Below are 15,975 nucleotides of genomic sequence, written 5' to 3'. Positions count from 1 at the left end.
CGAGCAATGGACACCCGGCCCGACCCCGATTCCGACGCGGACGAAACCGCCGCCGGAGGGCCGGGTTCTCCTGAACTGTCCGGGGCGGCGACAGCGGGCGGGTACACCGGACTACTCGGCAGATATCCGGGTGCGGATCGGAATGCGGGTTCGGTCGAGCTGCCTGTGCATGGCGAGTCAAAGGGTGACCAGGAAGCAGAGGAAGCGCGTTCCAGTTCTACCCATGTTGGTTCGCGTTCTGCCGAAGCGGAGTCGGGTACGGGAGACGCCGATCAGGGCCCCGTGGAAACACAAGCGTTCGCGGCCGAAACAACCGCCGCCGAACGAGGCGGGCAGAGCACCGAGATGGCGCGCGACAAACCGAGGACCGCGCCGCCGACCACGGCAATGGGCACCGTCGCGGCAGGCGTTGTCGGCGCACGGCGAACGGATTCGGAGCCGAACTCGGCGGCAACGGCGCGCACCTCGGGGCGGAATGCGCGGACCGCGCGGTCGCACCCGACGGTGCGACGGCTCGGCGCAGGGCTGGTGCAGATTCCGACGGTCACGCCCGCCGATCCGCGCGACGCCGTGCTCGCCGATCCCGTGGTCTCCGAGGGCAAGCGATTCTGCTGGCGCTGCGGCAATCCGGTCGGCCGGGCGACGGCGACTCGGCCCGCGACGACGGCGGGCGTCTGCCGAACGTGCGAGGCGCCCTATGATTTTCGGCCCTCGCTGCACGCGGGCGACATGGTGTCGGGACAGTACGAGATCCAGGGCTGTCTCGCCCACGGTGGTCTCGGCTGGATCTACCTTGCGATCGACCACAACGTCAGCGACCGCTGGGTGGTGCTCAAGGGCCTGCTGCACGCCGGCGATGCCGAAGCCCAGGCGGTGGCGGTCGCCGAGCGACAATTCCTGGCCGAGGTGGCGCATCCCAGCATCGTCAAGATCTACAACTTCGTCGAACACACCGGCTCCGACGGCACACCCGTCGGCTACATCGTCATGGAGTATGTGGGCGGGCGCTCGCTGCGCGATATCCTGAACACTTACCAGCGCCCGCAGCGCATGCCGGTACCCGAGGCGATCGCCTACCTGCTGGAGATTCTGCCCGCGCTGGAATACCTGCACTCGACGGGTCTGACCTACAACGACCTCAAGCCGGACAACGTCATGGTCACCGAAGACCAGGTGAAGCTGCTCGACCTCGGCGCCGTCGCCACCATTGATGCGTACGGAAACCTCTACGGCACCAGGGGCTTCCAGGCACCTGAGATCACGAGAACCGGCCCCACCGTGGCCTCGGACATCTACACTGTCGGCCGCACCCTCGCGGTGCTCACCCTGAATTTGCCGATGCAGCATGGACGCTATCTCGACGGGTTGCCGGAGGTCGCCGACGAGCCGGTATTGGCGCGCTACAAGTTCTTTCATCGCTTGCTGCTCTGCGCCACCGACCCGGACCCGGATCGCCGTTTTCCCTCGGCCAAGGCGATGTCCGCCCAGATGTGGGGTGTGCTGCGCGAAATCCTTGCGTTGGAAAACGATACCGAGCACCCCCGGTTGTCGACTGTCTTCAGTCCGCCGCGCGCCAGCTTCGGCACCGAGGAACTGATCAGCCAGACCGACGCCTACGCGGACGGCCGCGCCCGCAGCACCGAGCTCGATCCCCGCGAAGTGGTCGCGGCGCTGCCCATTCCGCTGCTCGACCCGACCGAGCCGTCCACGTCCCTGCTCGCCGCTACAGTGCATCCCGAACCCGCGCAGGCCCTCGAAGCGCTGCGGGACGCGCGTGCGCGCGTCGAGGCCGATCCGGAGAACGCACTGGAGGCATCGGCTCTGGAATTCACCTTGGCCGAAGCGCGGATACGGATCGACCTGCGCGAATCGTCCGCCGTGCTGCACCTGCTCGCTTCCCTATCCGACCGCGACTGGCGGGTGCGCTGGTATCGCGGACTCGCCGAATTGCTCGACCGGGAGTATGAGCGAGCTTTCGCGACCTTCGACGAGGTCCTTCGGGTACTGCCTGGCGAAATCGCCCCGAAACTGGCACTAGCCGCCACCGCCGAACTCATCCTCCAGCACTGGGATGCTCCGGACCCCATGCAGTGGCGCTCCTACGCGCAGAAGTCCTACGAGACCGTATGGCGCACCGACCGTGCCGTGGTGAGCGCCGCTTTCGGCCTGGCCAGGCAGCTGACGGCGGTGGACCGGGTAGCCGATGCCGTGCAGGCGCTGGACGAAGTGCCCGCCGCGTCAAGGCATTTCACCACAGCGCGGATGACCGCCGTTCTGCTCATGCTCACCGCCACACCGGTGGCTGAGCTCGACGAGGCAACCCTGCACATCTCGGCGTCGCGGGTACTCAGCCTGCCGGTGGCCGAGGGTCGTGCGGTGCAGATGAGGGTACTGGTCCGCGGCGCGGCTTTGGCCTGGCTGCAGGCGGGCAACACGCCGAAGCGCCCGGACACGACCCTGTTCAATGTTCCCTTCACCGAACGCGAACTGCGGGCAGGAATCGAAACCGGTCTTCGTTCCCTTGCCCGCAGCGCGACGGACCGCAACCACCGCTATGCGTTGGTCGACCTGGCGAACTTGATCCGCGCGAAAACCTGGCTTTAGATCTCGATCGGCGCGGCGCGAGCTCGAACACCTGACTAGGTGGTCTCGGCGACCACGCGATGTGCGGCGCGGGCGATCGCCAACTCCTCGTTGGTGGGCACCACCAGCACCGCGACCGGCGCCTCGGGTGGGGAAATATGCCGGGCGCCACGGTCATTCGCCGTATTCGCGGTCTGGTCCACCTCGATGCCGAATCGGGCTAGGTTGGCGAGGGCATCAGCGCGCACCTGCGGGCTGTTCTCGCCGACACCTGCGGTGAAGGTGATCGCGTCGACGCCGCCGAGCTCCACCAAATACGCGCCGAGGTAGCGCCGCAACCGGTGGATGTACACGTCATAGGCGAGCCGGGCGGTCCGGTCTCCACCGTCGATGAGGCGCTGTAGCTCCCGGAAGTCGTTCACGCCGGACAGGCCCTTGATACCTGAGTCCCGGTTGAGCAGGGCATCGATCTGGTCGATGTCCAGGCGCGCGGAGCGAGCCAGATGCGGCACGATACCCGGGTCGAGGTCCCCTGGCCTGGTGCCCATTACCAGCCCCTCGAGCGGGGTGAGGCCCATGCTCGTATCGATCGGTCGCCCGCCGCGGATGGCGGAGGCGGACGCGCCATTGCCCAGGTGGAAGACGATCTGGTTCAGTTCGGCAGGGTCACGCCCGAGCAGCGCGGCGGCCCGACCGGACACGTACTCGTGCGACGTGCCATGGAATCCATACTTCCTGATACCGTGTGCCGCAGCCAATTCAGCATCAATCGCATATGTCTTCGCGGCGTCGGGCAGGCTGTGGAAGAAGGCGGTGTCGAACACAGCGACCTGCGGCACGCCCGGCAACAGCTCGCGCGCGCTCTCGATGCCGGCCACGTTGGCCGGGTTGTGCAGCGGCGCGAGTGCGGACAATTCGGAGATCGCGTCGACCACGGAGTCGTCGATCAGCGTCGGCCGGTAGAACACCTCGCCGCCGTGCACCACCCGGTGGCCTACCGCGCGCACATCCTCCCGTACCAGATCGCGTCCTGTCGCCGAGAACATGTCGAAGACCAGGCGCAACCCCGTGGTGTGGTCGGCGATCGGCCTGCAACGCACGGTGGTCTCGCCGTGGGCGTGATGCTCGATCGCCCCGTCGTCCTCACCGATCCGCTCGACCGTCCCGTAAGCCGCCACCACGCTCGACTCCGGATCCAGGAGCTGATATTTGATGGACGACGAGCCGGAATTGATCACCAGTACCAGGCCTTCGGCACCCCTGCCCATCACACCTCCTGTATCTTGCGGGACACCCGCACCCGGTCGGCGTCGATGAGCGCTGCGCGATTGTCTCTCATCACACCTCCTGTATCTTGCCGGACACCCGCACCCGGTCGGCGTCGATGAGCGCTGCGCGATTGTCTCTCATCACACCTCCTGTATCTTGCCGGACACCCGCACCCGGTCGGGTTTTCCCGCACCCGCTCAGCAACCACGATCGCATGCGCGATTGTTCCGGGGCAGGCAGTCCGGCCCACCTCAGTCGTCCTGCGCCTGGATGGCGGTGATCGCCACGGTGTTGACGATGTCGGCGACCAGCGCACCGCGAGACAGGTCGTTGACGGGTTTGCGCAGACCCTGCAGCACCGGACCGATCGCGATCGCACCGGCGCTGCGCTGCACCGCCTTGTAGGTGTTGTTGCCGGTATTGAGGTCGGGAAACACGAACACCGTGGCATGCCCGGCGACCTCGGAACCCGGCAGCTTCGCGTCGGCGACGGTCGGCTCGATCGCGGCGTCGTACTGGATAGGGCCCTCCACCAGCAGTTCCGGCGCCCGCTCACGCACCAGCTCGGTCGCGACGCGCACCTTGTCCACATCTGCGCCGCTGCCCGACTCGCCGGTGGAGTAGGACAGCATCGCCACCCGCGGTTCGATGCCGAACCGCGCGGCGGTCGCCGCGGACGAGACGGCGATGTCGGCCAGCTGCTCCGAAGTGGGATCCGGGACGACCGCGCAGTCGCCATAGGCGAGCACTCGGTCGGCCAGGCACATGAGGAACACGCTGGAGACGGTGGAGACGCCGGGCACCGTCTTGATGATTTCGAGCGACGGACGGATGGTGTGCGCGGTGGTGTGCGCGGCGCCGGAGACCATTCCGTCGGCGATCCCCTTGTAGACCATCATGGTGCCGAAATACGAGATGTCGGTCATGGTTTCGCGGGCACGTTCCAGCGTTATGCCCTTGTGCTTGCGCAGCTCGGCGTACTCGGCCGCGAAATCGCCGAGGTGGTCGGAACCGCGCGGGTCGAGCACCTGCGCGGCGGAGATGTCCACGCCGAGTTCGGCGGCGCGGGCGCGCACGGCCGTCTCATCGCCGAGGATGACCAGGTCGGCGATCCTGCGCTGCAGGACCCGCCCCGCCGCGCGCAGGATGCGGTCGTCCTCGCCCTCGGGCAAGACGATCCGCCTGGGGTCGGCCCGCGCGCGCTCGATGAGCTGGTATTCGAACATCTGCGGTGTGACCACCGACGTGAGCGGAACCTCGACGCGCCGCAACAACTCCGTCGCGTCGACGTGCTCTTCCATCAGGGCGAGCGCGGTGTCCACTTTGCTCGGGCTGCCCGCGGACATGCGGCCGCGGGTGCGGTAGGCGGCGCCCGCGGTGTCGTAGGTGCCCAGTTCGGTAGTGAGGATCGGCAGCTTGGGTTTGAGGCCGGTCATCAGCCGCGCCACCGCGGGGTGCGGCAGCATGCCGCCGTTCATGATGATGCCCGACAGCGATGGAAAGCCTTCCGCCTCATGAGCATTCACGACACTCAGCAGCACGTCCGACCGGTCGCCCGGCGCGATCACCACAACACCCTCGACCAGGCGCTCCAGGATGTGTTCGGCCGTCATGCCGCCGACCATGATCTCCAGCGCCTCGCGCTGCAGCAATTCCTGGTCGCCGCTGTACATTTCGCCGTCGATGGCCGAGCACAGCTCGGCCATGGTCGGAGCGATCAGCAACGGGACCTCGGGCAGCGTCCAGGAAGGGATATCGAAGCCACGCAGCGCCGAACGCACCTCGTCCAGTTGCTTCGGTCCGCAGCGGTTGGCGATGATGGCGACCAGCTGTGCGTGCTCGTGCGACAACTCGGTGGCGCACAGTTCGGCCAGGTGCTTCACCTCATCCGGCGTGCGGCCGGCGCCACGCACCACCAACAGCACCGGTGCGCCCAGGTTGACCGCGATCCTGGCGTTGAAGCGCAGCTCGCTGGGGCTGGCCACGTCGGTGTAGTCGCTGCCGACCACCACCACCGCGTCACATACCTCCGCGACCTGATGGAAGCGCAGAACGATCTCGCTGATCGCCGCGTCCGGGTCGGCATGCACCTGCTCATAGGTCGTGCCGATGGCCTGCGCGTAGTCGATGTCCGCCGTGCTGTGCTCGAGCAGCAGCTCCAGGATGTAATCGGGCTCGGTGGTCGATCGCGTGATCGGCCGAAAAACCCCGACCCGCGCGGTTGTCGCGCACAACATCTGGAGCACCCCGAGGGCCACCGTCGACTTTCCGGTGTCGCCCTCCGGTGCGGCGATATACACCGCTGATGGAGCATTATCGGCCATGCCCGAGAGCTTAATCAACGAGCGGCATTCGGACCCCGCCGCGAAAGCGTGATCAGCGGTCGCGATCGCTCGGTGTGTCGACCCCGTGCCGGACACCAGCACCGACCGTCGGTACGAAGGGGGCTGCTCGAGTGCTCCCGCCGACTCTCCATCGCGGGGTCTTCCGGCCCGCTATAGTCCGGGCATGGCTGAGCAGTTTCCAGATCGGCAGTGGGGCTCGCGCACGAATGTATTGGCCCGCGCGGCAAATAGATTGGCGGCGACGAAGCCGGGCTCCCGGTTGATCCGCGCGATCACTCCGCTGGACCGTGCCGTCCTGGAACGCACCCACGCCAAGTACACCTTGCTCGGCCCGATCGGCGCGCCGGTCATCCTGCTCACCACCATCGGCCGCAAGTCCGGGCGGCCACGCACCCAGCCGCTGCTGTATGTGCACGACGGCGACACGCTCTACGTGATCGGCAGCAATTTCGGCCAGGCACACCACCCCGCCTGGACCGCTAACCTCCTGGCAAACCCCACCGCGACGGTCGCCATCGCAGGCGAACGCATCGACGTCACCGCCACCCCGGTCGAAGGTCCGGACAAAGACGCCGTCTTCACCCGCTTCGTCGACATCGCCGGCGCTTACGCCGTCTACCGCTCCCGGACAACCCGCGACCTCCGCATCTTCGCCCTACGCCGCGTCTGAAATTCCCCGCTCCAGAGGTCTTTCGCCGTTCGTAGCCGCTCGAAGGACTTGCCTCACGGCCTTCACGGTCGAGTCGCGCAAACGGACCCACAGCATTATCGTTGCCGCGGCGAGACCGCAAACCAGTGGTCGGAAGGGCTAGGCCATGGTCGGGCAGCGTTTTTCATCCTTTCGTTCGTCGACTGTCGGATCGGGAACGAATTGGATCTTGCCGTGGCCGAGACCAGCCGGGCTCAGAAGCCGGGCGAGCCTTGTCGTCATGTGTGTGATGGGGATGGTCGGCAGCGGCGTACCCGCGGCCGCGGAATCGATCACCGAGATGGCAGTACGCAGCCCTACGATCATGCGGCAGTCGGTGAGCGCGCCCGGATACCAGGACCAGCAGGTCGTGGAACCGAATTCGCTCCCCGCGACCAACGGCCTGGCACTCGATGCCCAAGGTCGACTCTTCGTTGCGCAGGCGTTTTTCAATCGGGTGACGCGCGTCGACCTGGCTTCGCGACAGCTCACCCGCATCGCCGACGACACCGACCCAACCACCGATCAGACACATACACCCGACGACCTCACCATCGGCCCGGACGGAAATCTGTACTTCACGAGCGTGTTCACGAAGTCTGTCGTGCGGATGCCCCTCGACGGCGGCAATCACACAACCGTGGGAACCGCCATTACCGACGGCGCTACCGGCCCGAACGGGATCGCGTTCCGCGGCGACCGGCTGTACGTCAGCGATCTCCAGTTCGCACCGGGCTCGACGGGGTCGCTGTGGGCCGTCGACCCTGCGGGAGTCGTCCCGGCCATTCCGGTGGTACGCGGCCTCGAGGTTCCGGAGGGATTTGCCTTCGCCTCGGACGGCCTAGCCTACGTCCCCGAGATGTACGCTCGCCGGATCGCGGTAGCGAACGTCGACACCGGCCAGGTCACTCGCCTCGGCGTGAGTTTCGACACCCCGGTCACGGCGGTGAAAGTGGTTCCGCCGCAGATCGACCCGGCGGAGCCGCTGATAGTGCTGGAAGCGGGTAGCGGCAAGGTGTGGAAAGTCAGCCGGTCGGCTACAGCACCATCGGACAAGACACTGATCGGCCAAGGGGAGCCGGGACTGGACAACGTCGTGATCGCTGGCGATGGCACCATGTATGTGTCGAACTTCGTGCGTGGCGACGTACGTCGGGTCGATGTAAGCACCCGCGAGCTCGTGCCGGTTCTCAGGGCCGGTCCGCTGTCGGCACCGGTCTCGCTGAACTCCACCGGAGATGGGGGATTCGTCGCCGGTGACATGGTGTCGGTCGTAAGCATCCACTCCAACGGGCAGGTCGAGCGGCTGTCCCGATTCGCCCTCGACAGCGTGCAGACGATCACGCCGAGCGCGGTACGGATCGGCCAGGACGTCTACCTGACCGACTGGCTGACTACAGGGAAGATCACGCGGTTGAATCTCGACACGGGCAGCCGCGCTACCGTGGCCCAGGGGTTCGTCGCTCCGTGGCACGTACGCCAAGGGCCGATCGGCATGCTCTTGGTGGCGGATCAAGGCCTCGGCTCGGTGCTCTCGGTCCGTATCGATGGCGGGTCGAGCGTCCCGGTGCCGATTATGGAGGGATTCCGCTCGGTTGGCGGCCTCGCGTTCGACGCGAGCAAAGGGGTTGTCTATGCGTCGGACAGCGACAGCGGAACAGTGCTGAGCGCGCCCGTGTCCGGCGGTGCGCCGACGATCGTTGCGACCGGGCTGGCCATCCCCGAAGGGGTCGCCGTGGATCAGGATGGCAGCCTGCTGGTGGCCGAAGCCGGCGCGGGCCGCATCACCCGCATCAACCCCACAAGCGGGGCGCGAAGCACCGTTGCCAGCGGGTTCCAGATGAACGTTCGCGGGATTACCACTTTGCCCTTCCTCAACTACACCGCGGATGTCGCAATTCCGGTGCCCGGCACCATCGTCCTCAGCAACCCCGCTGACGGCAGCGTCACAAAACTCGTCGCCCGATGAGCTATGACAGCTCGCAACTCGGCAGACCACCTCGCCGCTGCGGTTCTCCCGGCCGACGAGCTGACGCACAGCTCCATCGAGTCGCCGAGGTGTATTCGGTTCCGGTGCGAACTTCCAGGACAGCCGATATGGGTCGCGTATAACCCGTTTCGGCGACCGAGGACAGCGCTCGATTCAGAGTGCGCGCAGGCGTGGCGCGAGGTCGCGCTGGAGCAGGTCGAGGAAGCGGCGCTGGTCGTGACCGGGCGCGTGGAAGACCAGGTGGTTGAGGCCGGCGTCGAGGTACGGCTTGATCTGTTCGACGGCCTGGTCGGGGTCGCTCGCGACGATCCAGCGCTTGGCGATCTGTTCGATCGGCAGCGCGTCGGCGGCGGCTTCCATCTCGATCGGGTCGGTGATGCTGTGCTTCTGCTCCGCGGACAGGGAGAGCGGGGCCCAGAAGCGGGTGTTCTCCAGGGCCAGTTCGGGATCGGTGTCATAGGAGATCTTGATCTCGATCATCCGGTCGATGTCCTCGACGGTGCGGTCGACCTTCGCCGCGCCCTCGGCGACCGCGGGCATCAGCTTCTCGGTGTAAAGGTCCATGCCCTTGCCCGAGGTGCAGATGAAGCCGTCGCCCGCGCGTCCCGCGTATCGAGCGACCAGCGGGCCGCCCGCGGCGATATAGATCGGGATGCCGCCCTTGGGCACGTCGTAGATGGAGGCGCCGACGGTGCGGTAGTACTCGCCGTCGAAGTCGACGCGGTCGCCGGTCCACAGCGCGCGCATCAGGTCGACCGACTCGCGCAAACGGGCGAAGCGCTCCTTGAATTCGGGCCATTCGCCGGTGTACCCGGTGGCGATCTCGTTGAGCGCCTCACCGCTGCCTACCCCGAGCATGATCCGATCCGGGTACAGGCAACCCATGGTGGCGAAGGCCTGGGCGATCACCGCGGGGTTGTATCGAAAGGTGGGGGTGAGCACGGAGGTTCCGAGCTGGAGGCGCTGGGTGCGCTCGCCGACCGCGGCCATCCAGGCCAGCGAGAACGGCGCGTGCCCGCCCTTGTGCCGCCACGGCTGGAAGTGGTCGCTCACCGTGGCGCTGTCCAGGCCGTGTTCCTCGGCCAGTACCGCGATCTCGACGAGTTCACGGGGGCCGAACTGCTCCGCCGATGCCTTGTAACCGAGCTTGAGTCCGCTCATCTGCATGCTCCTCGCGTTTCGTTTCGCCGTCGTCGCGATCCGTCGTCGACAGTAGCCAACTCTTGTGCGACTGGTACCGAGGGCCTGGCGCGGATGAGCGAGATCGCCGTGGCCGTTCCGCTCGCCTCGACGGCCATGAGCCGAAGTGCCGCGGGTCCGACCAGGTCAACGGCACGCCGGGCCGGTGGCAGGTGCCGAGTCCGACGCATGCGCCGGATTCGCGGCAGGGCGCGGCGGTCGGGTTTCCGACCGGCGCTCGTCGTTCCGACCGGCGTCGCGGAACGCGATAGCGGATAATCGGCCGGGTGACCGCAGATGACGAACCGATCCTGTCCTACCTCACCGATATGGACGGGGTGCTGGTGCACGAGGACCATCTGGTGCCCGGCGCCGACGAGTTCCTCGCCGAGCTGCGTGCCAACGAGACGCCGTTCTTGGTGTTGACCAACAATTCGATCCGCACACCGAGGGACATGCAGGCACGACTGCGCCACTCCGGTCTCGACATCCCGGAGGAGGCGATCTGGACCTCCGCACTGGCCACCGCCACCTTTCTGAACGAGCAGCGGCCCAACGGAACCGCCTACGTGGTGGGTGAATCCGGGCTGACCACCGCGCTACACGAGATCGGCTACGTGCTCACCGACAGCGCACCGGACTACGTGGTCCTCGGCGAAACCCGGACCTACTCCTTCGAGGCGATCACCACGGCGATCCGGCTGGTCGAGCGCGGGGCCCGCTTCATCGCTACCAACCCGGACCCCACCGGCCCTTCCCGCGAGGGCTCGCTGCCCGCGACGGGTTCGGTGGCCGCGCTGATCACCCGCGCCACCGGTCGCGACCCGTACTACGTCGGCAAGCCGAACCCTCTGATGATGCGTTCGGCGCTTCGCCGCATCGGCGCCCACTCCCAGTCCACCGTGATGATCGGCGACCGCATGGACACCGACGTCATCTCCGGCCTGGAAGCGGGCATGCGCACCATCCTGGTCACCACAGGCATCTCCACCCGCGAGTCCTTCGAGGCGTACCCCTACCGGCCGACCATGGTGGTGGATTCCGTCGCCGACCTCGTCGGGCGAACCAAGTCCCCGTTCACCACTCGATTCGGATAGGAATGAGGGCGCGAAGCATGCCCTAGTCCTCCGTGATCGCGTCCAGCGCGGCGGAGAGCTTCAATATTTCTTTCGCCGCCGAGTTCCGCTGTGGCTGAGCCCGCAAAACGCCGGAAGCATCGGCCGGATACCCACCACGTAGTGGTGAGAAGGCCCACTACGCTGGGAACATGCGAATTTCGGTGGCGGCGGACGAGCGGATAGGCGTGGCGGAGGAGTTGGTCGGCGAGTTGGGCAGGCGCGGGCACGAAGCCGTGCTGCACGGCGCACTGTCCGACGCGGAACGCGACGACTGGGCCTGGGCGACCGAGGCGGCCGCACGCGATGTCGCGGCCGGCCGCACCGACCAGGCCATCGTCTGCTGCTGGACCGGCACCGGCGCCTCGATCGCGGCCAACAAGGTCGCGGGCATCCGCGCGGCACTCTGCACCGATGCCGCGACCGCGGCAGGCGCCCGGACCTGGAACGACGCGAACGTCCTCGCTCTGAGCCTCCGTTCGACCTCGAGCGCCGAACTCCGCGAAATCCTCGACGCATGGTTCACCACCGAACCGAGCGGCACCCCCGAAGACCAGGCAAACATCGCCCATCTCACCAAGATCGAGCACACCACCAACACCTGACCCCGCAGGAGCCGGTTGGGCACATGCGGTGCGTGCGGGTCAGGCCAGTGCTCGGTCGAGATCGCCGAGAAGGTCTTCGACGTCTTCGAGCCCTACCGAGATACGCAGGACGCCGTCGGAGAGGCCGATGGTGGCTCGACCCTCGGGACCCATCGCGCGGTGGGTTGTGGTGGCGGGATGGGTGATCAGGGATTTGGCGTCGCCGAGGTTGTTGGAGATGTCCACGATCCGAAGCCTGTTCAACACCTCGAAAGCGCGCTTCTTCGCCTCGTTTTCGGGCGCCTTCAGCTCGAAGGTGACCACCGTGCCGCCCGCACTCATCTGACTGGTGGCCAGAACATGCTGGGGATGTGATTCCAGGAACGGGTACTTCACCCAGCTGACGGCCTTGTTGTCCGCCAGGAACCGGGCGATCCGCAGCGCCGACTCCGCCGAATGGCGCACCCGCAGCGGCATCGTCTCCAGCCCTTTGAGCAGCGTCCACGCATTGAACGGGCTCAGCGCCGGCCCGGTATGACGCATCAGCGTTTTCACCGGACCGTCGATGTAGTCCTTGGCACCGAGGATGGCACCGCCGAGCACCCGGCCCTGGCCGTCGATGTGCTTGGTACCGGAGTAGACCACCACGTCGGCACCGAGTTCGAAACCGCGTTGCAGCAGTGGTGTGGCGAAGACGTTGTCCAGCACCACTTTCGCGCCCGCCGCATGCGCCAGCTCGGTCACCCTGCGTACATCGACCAACGTCTGCATCGGGTTGGCGGGCGTCTCGAAGAACACCGCCTGGGTGGGCACCGACAGCGCCTGCTCCCACTGGTCCAGATCCTCGCCGTCGACGAAGACGGTCTCCACGCCCCAGCGCGGCAGGATCTCGTCACACACCACGAAGCAGGAGCCGAACAGGCTGCGCGCGGCGACGAGTCGATCACCGGCGCCGAGCAGCGCACCGAGAGCGGTGAATACCGCCGACATTCCGCTCGCGGTCGCGAAACACGCTTCGGCGCCGTCGATCAGCCGCATCCTCTCCTCGAACATGGCGACCGTCGGGTTGCCGTAACGGGAGTAGACGAAGTGCTCGACGTCGCCGGCGAAGGCGGCCTCGGCGGCCTCCGCACTCTCGTAGACGAAGCCGGAGGTCAGGTAGAGCGCCTCGGCGGTTTCCTCGAAACCCGAGCGCCGCAGCCCACCCCGCACACCGAGCGTCGCGGGACCGACGCCCTCGGGCAGCGGGCGGTCGAACGCACCGCCGGTGATCACGACTGCCGCCAGGGAAGTCCTAGGGCACGCCAGCCGGAGCCGCCGCGATGCCCGAACTCATCGAGCGGACCTTCGAAGCCTTCGAGCACGTTATAGGAGATGTGATAGCCCGCGGTGGTCGCGGCGACAGCCGCGCCGATCGAGCGCTGGCCGGAGCGACACAAGAACACGACCGGAGCGTCCGGGGTGTGGTCCACCAGAGCCTGCTTCAGCTGCTCGACGAACGCTTCGTTGCGCGCGCCGGTGGAGTCGACCCACTCGATAAGCACCGTCGGCCGATCGATCGAACTCGTATCGGGGATGCCGACAAATTTCCATTCGGCTTCCGTCCGCACGTCGACCAAGACGGCTTCGGGATGGTCCCGCAAAACTTCCCACGCCTGCTGGGGAGTGATATCACCGGCATAACTCATGTGCACCTCCTGCGTATCCGCACTTGCCGCGCTCGGGTTGAAGCGACGGCCGGGTCGTCACCCGGAGCACCCCACCGCGGAGGAGGGTTGCCGACCAGTAATGCCGGGGCTTGACACTGGTTCTCATGACCTTCGACTGAGATTGCACCGACGCGGGTCGCCATGTCAAACGATTGTTCGCACTGCGGTAACGGTCAGTTGCAAACCAGCCACTTGTCGCCGGATCTGGTCAAATTCCAGGTCGTCGTCGTCTCGTTGCCGTCGACCTTTGTGGTCACGGTCGCCTTGCCCTTGTCGCCGTCCCTTATCGGATTGTCGAGTTCAGTGATCTCGACGGACTTTCCGCGCCCTGCCTGTCCGGCCAGCGGCGAACGCGCGGTATCGAAGTCCTGGCAGGCGGTGCCGGGCGGCGGCACCGTGTCGGTGTTGTTGGAGCCCTCGACGAAGTTACGGACCGCTGCGACGATCCGGTCGGAATCTGTGACATTCTTCTCAGTCGGCGACAGCATCCCGCCGAGCACGATCGCGACCAGCACGACTACCGCGACCGCCGCGGCCGCGGCGAAAGGAACCGCAGAGCGCTTGTCGGTCTGATCGACCTGGATGATTTCGTCCTCGCCCGCGGTCGGCTGCTGCTCGGTCATGACTCGATGATCCCTGGTCGGTGCCGGTATCGAGCGCTCGGGCCCCCTTAGGGACACGCCTATTGCTCGACAGAGACCGGACGGTCGCTATAGCGCGCGCAGGAACGGGTAGCCGGTGATTGTGACGTTCGATGGCATCCATCCAGTTCACGCACCGGCGCGGGGCGGCATCGGTCACCCCGATAGAATCGCGGGACTGCGGCCAGCTGTCATCGCCAATCGGCGGCTCGTCGTCGCAGTGAACCGGGCACCGTGCAGACCCGAGCCAGCATCGCCGGTGTCGGCCCCGACAGGGTGCAACCAAGCCAGTGCGTCAACTTAGCCTAAGCTAAGGAACGACGTCGTTAATTGTTTCGACCATTAAGGGTGCGCGTAAGAGATGACCGAACAGAGTGCAGGATCAACAAGCGGTGTACGCGGGCCCTCCGTGGTGACGCAAGCTGCCTCCTCCGGGCCTGACGCGCACACCGCCGAGGCTCGCCCGCTCCGCATCGCGATCGTGGGCGCCGGACCGGCCGGGATCTACGCCGCCGACGCGTTGATGAAATCCGACGCAGAGGTGAGCATCGACCTGTTCGAGCGCATGCCCGCGCCGTTCGGGCTGATCCGCTACGGCGTCGCGCCGGACCATCCGCGGATCAAGGGCATCATCACCGCCCTGCACAAGGTGCTCGACAAGCCGCAGGTGCGGCTGCTCGGCAACATCGACTACGGCACCGACATCACCCTTGACGACCTGCGTATCTTCTACGACGCGGTGATCTTCTCCACCGGAGCCAACGCCGACCGCGCCCTGGAGGTCCCCGGCATCGGCCTGGATGGTTCGTTCGGCGCGGCGGACTTCGTGTCCTGGTACGACGGACATCCCGACGTGCCGCGCACCTGGCCACTGGACGCGGAGAAAGTCGCGGTCCTCGGCGTCGGCAACGTCGCACTCGACGTGGCGCGGGTGCTGGCCAAGACCGGCGACGAGCTGCTGGCCACCGAGATCCCGCCGAACGTCTACAAGGGGTTGAAGAACAACAAGGCTGTCGAGGTCCACGTCTTCGGCCGCCGCGGACCCGCCCAGGCCAAGTTCACCCCGCTCGAGCTGCGCGAGCTCGACCACTCCCCGACCATCGAGGTCATCGTCGACCCCGAAGACATCGACTACGACGAAGGCTCCGAAGCCGCGCGCCGCCACTCGAAGCAGGTCGACATGGTCGCCAACACCCTCGAGCAGTGGGCCATCCGCGACGTCGGCGACCGACCGCACAAGCTGTTCCTGCACTTCTTCGAGTCCCCGTCCGAGGTGCTCGGCGAAAACGGCAAAGTTGTGGGCCTGCGCACCGAGCGCACGCAGCTCGACGGCACCGGAAACGTCAAAGGCACCGGCGTGTTCAAGGACTGGGACGTGCAGGCGGTGTACCGCGCCGTCGGCTATCTGTCGCAGAACCTGACCAACCTGCCCTTCGACGACCAGGCCGGCACCGTACCGAACGAGGCCGGTCGCGTGATCGCCGACGAGAACGCCGACGGCGCCGACCGCTACCTGCCTGCCACCTACGTCACCGGCTGGATCAAGCGCGGTCCCGTCGGCCTGATCGGCCACACCAAGGGCGACGCCAACGAGACTGTGGCCTGCCTGCTCGACGACAGCGCGCGCTTCACCCCGGCCGCCGAACCGGGGCTCGACGCTGTCACCGAATTCCTCGAGGGCAAGGGCATCCCGTTCACCACCTGGCAGGGCTGGTACCGCCTGGACGCCCACGAACGCGCGCTCGGCGAGCCGGAGGGCCGGGAGCGGGTCAAAGTCGTCGAGCGCGAGGACATGCTCCGTGCCAGCGAGCCGCACAAGGTCTGATCACCCCGGCGGGATCAGCTCCGCTGCCGCGGCAACCACCGCACTGC

Annotated in this window: 12 protein-coding genes and 1 riboswitch; of the genes, 6 read left to right on the top strand and 6 right to left on the bottom strand. The window is 66.8% G+C overall.

The annotated features are described in order from the left end of the window. The first annotated feature begins 6 nt into the window (after nucleotides 1–6). Nucleotides 7–2,604, top strand: a complete 2,598-nt coding sequence (locus AB0H00_RS02415; protein WP_357259505.1) for a tetratricopeptide repeat protein — start codon at nucleotides 7–9, stop codon at nucleotides 2,602–2,604. A gap of 35 nt (nucleotides 2,605–2,639) precedes the next feature. On the opposite strand, the gene AB0H00_RS02410 is transcribed toward AB0H00_RS02415, so the two are convergent. Both AB0H00_RS02410 and pta read right to left on the bottom strand, forming a co-directional pair. Next, on the bottom strand, nucleotides 2,640–3,851 hold the full coding sequence (locus AB0H00_RS02410; RefSeq protein ID WP_357259502.1) for an acetate kinase: 1,212 nt from the start codon (nucleotides 3,849–3,851) through the stop codon (nucleotides 2,640–2,642). A 252-nt stretch (nucleotides 3,852–4,103) separates the two neighbouring features. Beyond that, nucleotides 4,104–6,176, bottom strand: coding sequence for a phosphate acetyltransferase (gene pta, locus AB0H00_RS02405; protein ID WP_357259499.1), 2,073 nt, complete (start codon nucleotides 6,174–6,176; stop codon nucleotides 4,104–4,106). Nucleotides 6,177–6,360: 184 nt separating this feature from the next. On the opposite strand from pta, the gene AB0H00_RS02400 reads away from it, so the two are divergent. Both AB0H00_RS02400 and AB0H00_RS02395 read left to right on the top strand, forming a co-directional pair. Further along, nucleotides 6,361–6,867: a nitroreductase/quinone reductase family protein gene (locus tag AB0H00_RS02400; protein ID WP_357259496.1), complete on the top strand. Its 507-nt coding sequence runs from the start codon at nucleotides 6,361–6,363 to the stop codon at nucleotides 6,865–6,867. A gap of 259 nt (nucleotides 6,868–7,126) precedes the next feature. After that, nucleotides 7,127–8,854, top strand: a complete 1,728-nt coding sequence (locus AB0H00_RS02395) for an SMP-30/gluconolactonase/LRE family protein (RefSeq protein WP_357259493.1) — start codon at nucleotides 7,127–7,129, stop codon at nucleotides 8,852–8,854. Nucleotides 8,855–9,028: 174 nt separating this feature from the next. Here the strand turns inward: AB0H00_RS02395 and fgd are convergent, their stop codons facing one another. Continuing rightward, nucleotides 9,029–10,036, bottom strand: coding sequence for a glucose-6-phosphate dehydrogenase (coenzyme-F420) (gene fgd / locus AB0H00_RS02390; protein ID WP_357259490.1), 1,008 nt, complete (start codon nucleotides 10,034–10,036; stop codon nucleotides 9,029–9,031). Between the two features lie 305 nt (nucleotides 10,037–10,341). Between fgd and AB0H00_RS02385 the strand changes: the two genes are divergently transcribed. Then, nucleotides 10,342–11,151: an HAD-IIA family hydrolase gene (locus tag AB0H00_RS02385; protein WP_357259487.1), complete on the top strand. Its 810-nt coding sequence runs from the start codon at nucleotides 10,342–10,344 to the stop codon at nucleotides 11,149–11,151. Between the two features lie 170 nt (nucleotides 11,152–11,321). After that, nucleotides 11,322–11,774, top strand: coding sequence for an RpiB/LacA/LacB family sugar-phosphate isomerase (locus AB0H00_RS02380; RefSeq protein WP_357259484.1), 453 nt, complete (start codon nucleotides 11,322–11,324; stop codon nucleotides 11,772–11,774). A gap of 39 nt (nucleotides 11,775–11,813) precedes the next feature. Here the strand turns inward: AB0H00_RS02380 and AB0H00_RS02375 are convergent, their stop codons facing one another. The 3 genes from AB0H00_RS02375 to AB0H00_RS02365 all read right to left on the bottom strand — a co-directional run bounded on the left by AB0H00_RS02375 (nucleotide 11,814) and on the right by AB0H00_RS02365 (nucleotide 14,085). Then, entirely contained in the window at nucleotides 11,814–13,028 is a 1,215-nt protein-coding gene (locus tag AB0H00_RS02375) for an O-succinylhomoserine sulfhydrylase (protein WP_357259482.1), read from the bottom strand. Continuing rightward, nucleotides 13,025–13,441, bottom strand: a complete 417-nt coding sequence (locus tag AB0H00_RS02370) for a rhodanese-like domain-containing protein (RefSeq protein ID WP_357259480.1) — start codon at nucleotides 13,439–13,441, stop codon at nucleotides 13,025–13,027. Before AB0H00_RS02370 ends, AB0H00_RS02375 begins: the two co-directional genes overlap by 4 nt. A gap of 14 nt (nucleotides 13,442–13,455) precedes the next feature. Continuing rightward, nucleotides 13,456–13,572, bottom strand: a riboswitch (SAM riboswitch). Nucleotides 13,573–13,635: 63 nt separating this feature from the next. Beyond that, nucleotides 13,636–14,085 carry a hypothetical protein gene (locus tag AB0H00_RS02365; protein ID WP_357259477.1) on the bottom strand — a complete coding sequence of 150 codons (450 nt, stop codon included), beginning with the start codon at nucleotides 14,083–14,085 and terminating at the stop codon, nucleotides 13,636–13,638. A 379-nt stretch (nucleotides 14,086–14,464) separates the two neighbouring features. On the opposite strand from AB0H00_RS02365, the gene AB0H00_RS02360 reads away from it, so the two are divergent. Beyond that, a complete protein-coding gene (locus tag AB0H00_RS02360) occupies nucleotides 14,465–15,928 on the top strand; it encodes an FAD-dependent oxidoreductase (protein WP_357259475.1) in 1,464 nt (487 codons plus the stop codon). Nucleotides 15,929–15,975: the final 47 nt, after the last annotated feature.

The organism is Nocardia sp. NPDC023852 (assembly GCF_040639505.1).
GTDB lineage: Bacteria > Actinomycetota > Actinomycetes > Mycobacteriales > Mycobacteriaceae > Nocardia.
This window is presented reverse-complemented; position numbering and strand designations above follow the sequence as displayed.

Bases quoted from the DNA above. Each gene is read 5' to 3' on its own strand.
- AB0H00_RS02395 (WP_357259493.1), top strand. From the start codon at position 7,127: ATGTGTGTGATGGGGATGGTCGGCAGCGGCGTACCCGCGGCCGCGGAA.
- pta (WP_357259499.1), bottom strand. From the start codon at position 6,176: ATGGCCGATAATGCTCCATCAGCGGTGTATATCGCCGCACCGGAGGGC.
- AB0H00_RS02400 (WP_357259496.1), top strand. From the start codon at position 6,361: ATGGCTGAGCAGTTTCCAGATCGGCAGTGGGGCTCGCGCACGAATGTA.
- AB0H00_RS02410 (WP_357259502.1), bottom strand. From the start codon at position 3,851: ATGGGCAGGGGTGCCGAAGGCCTGGTACTGGTGATCAATTCCGGCTCG.
- AB0H00_RS02360 (WP_357259475.1), top strand. From the start codon at position 14,465: ATGACCGAACAGAGTGCAGGATCAACAAGCGGTGTACGCGGGCCCTCC.
- AB0H00_RS02380 (WP_357259484.1), top strand. From the start codon at position 11,322: ATGCGAATTTCGGTGGCGGCGGACGAGCGGATAGGCGTGGCGGAGGAG.
- AB0H00_RS02415 (WP_357259505.1), top strand. From the start codon at position 7: ATGGACACCCGGCCCGACCCCGATTCCGACGCGGACGAAACCGCCGCC.
- fgd (WP_357259490.1), bottom strand. From the start codon at position 10,036: ATGAGCGGACTCAAGCTCGGTTACAAGGCATCGGCGGAGCAGTTCGGC.
- AB0H00_RS02370 (WP_357259480.1), bottom strand. From the start codon at position 13,441: ATGAGTTATGCCGGTGATATCACTCCCCAGCAGGCGTGGGAAGTTTTG.
- AB0H00_RS02365 (WP_357259477.1), bottom strand. From the start codon at position 14,085: ATGACCGAGCAGCAGCCGACCGCGGGCGAGGACGAAATCATCCAGGTC.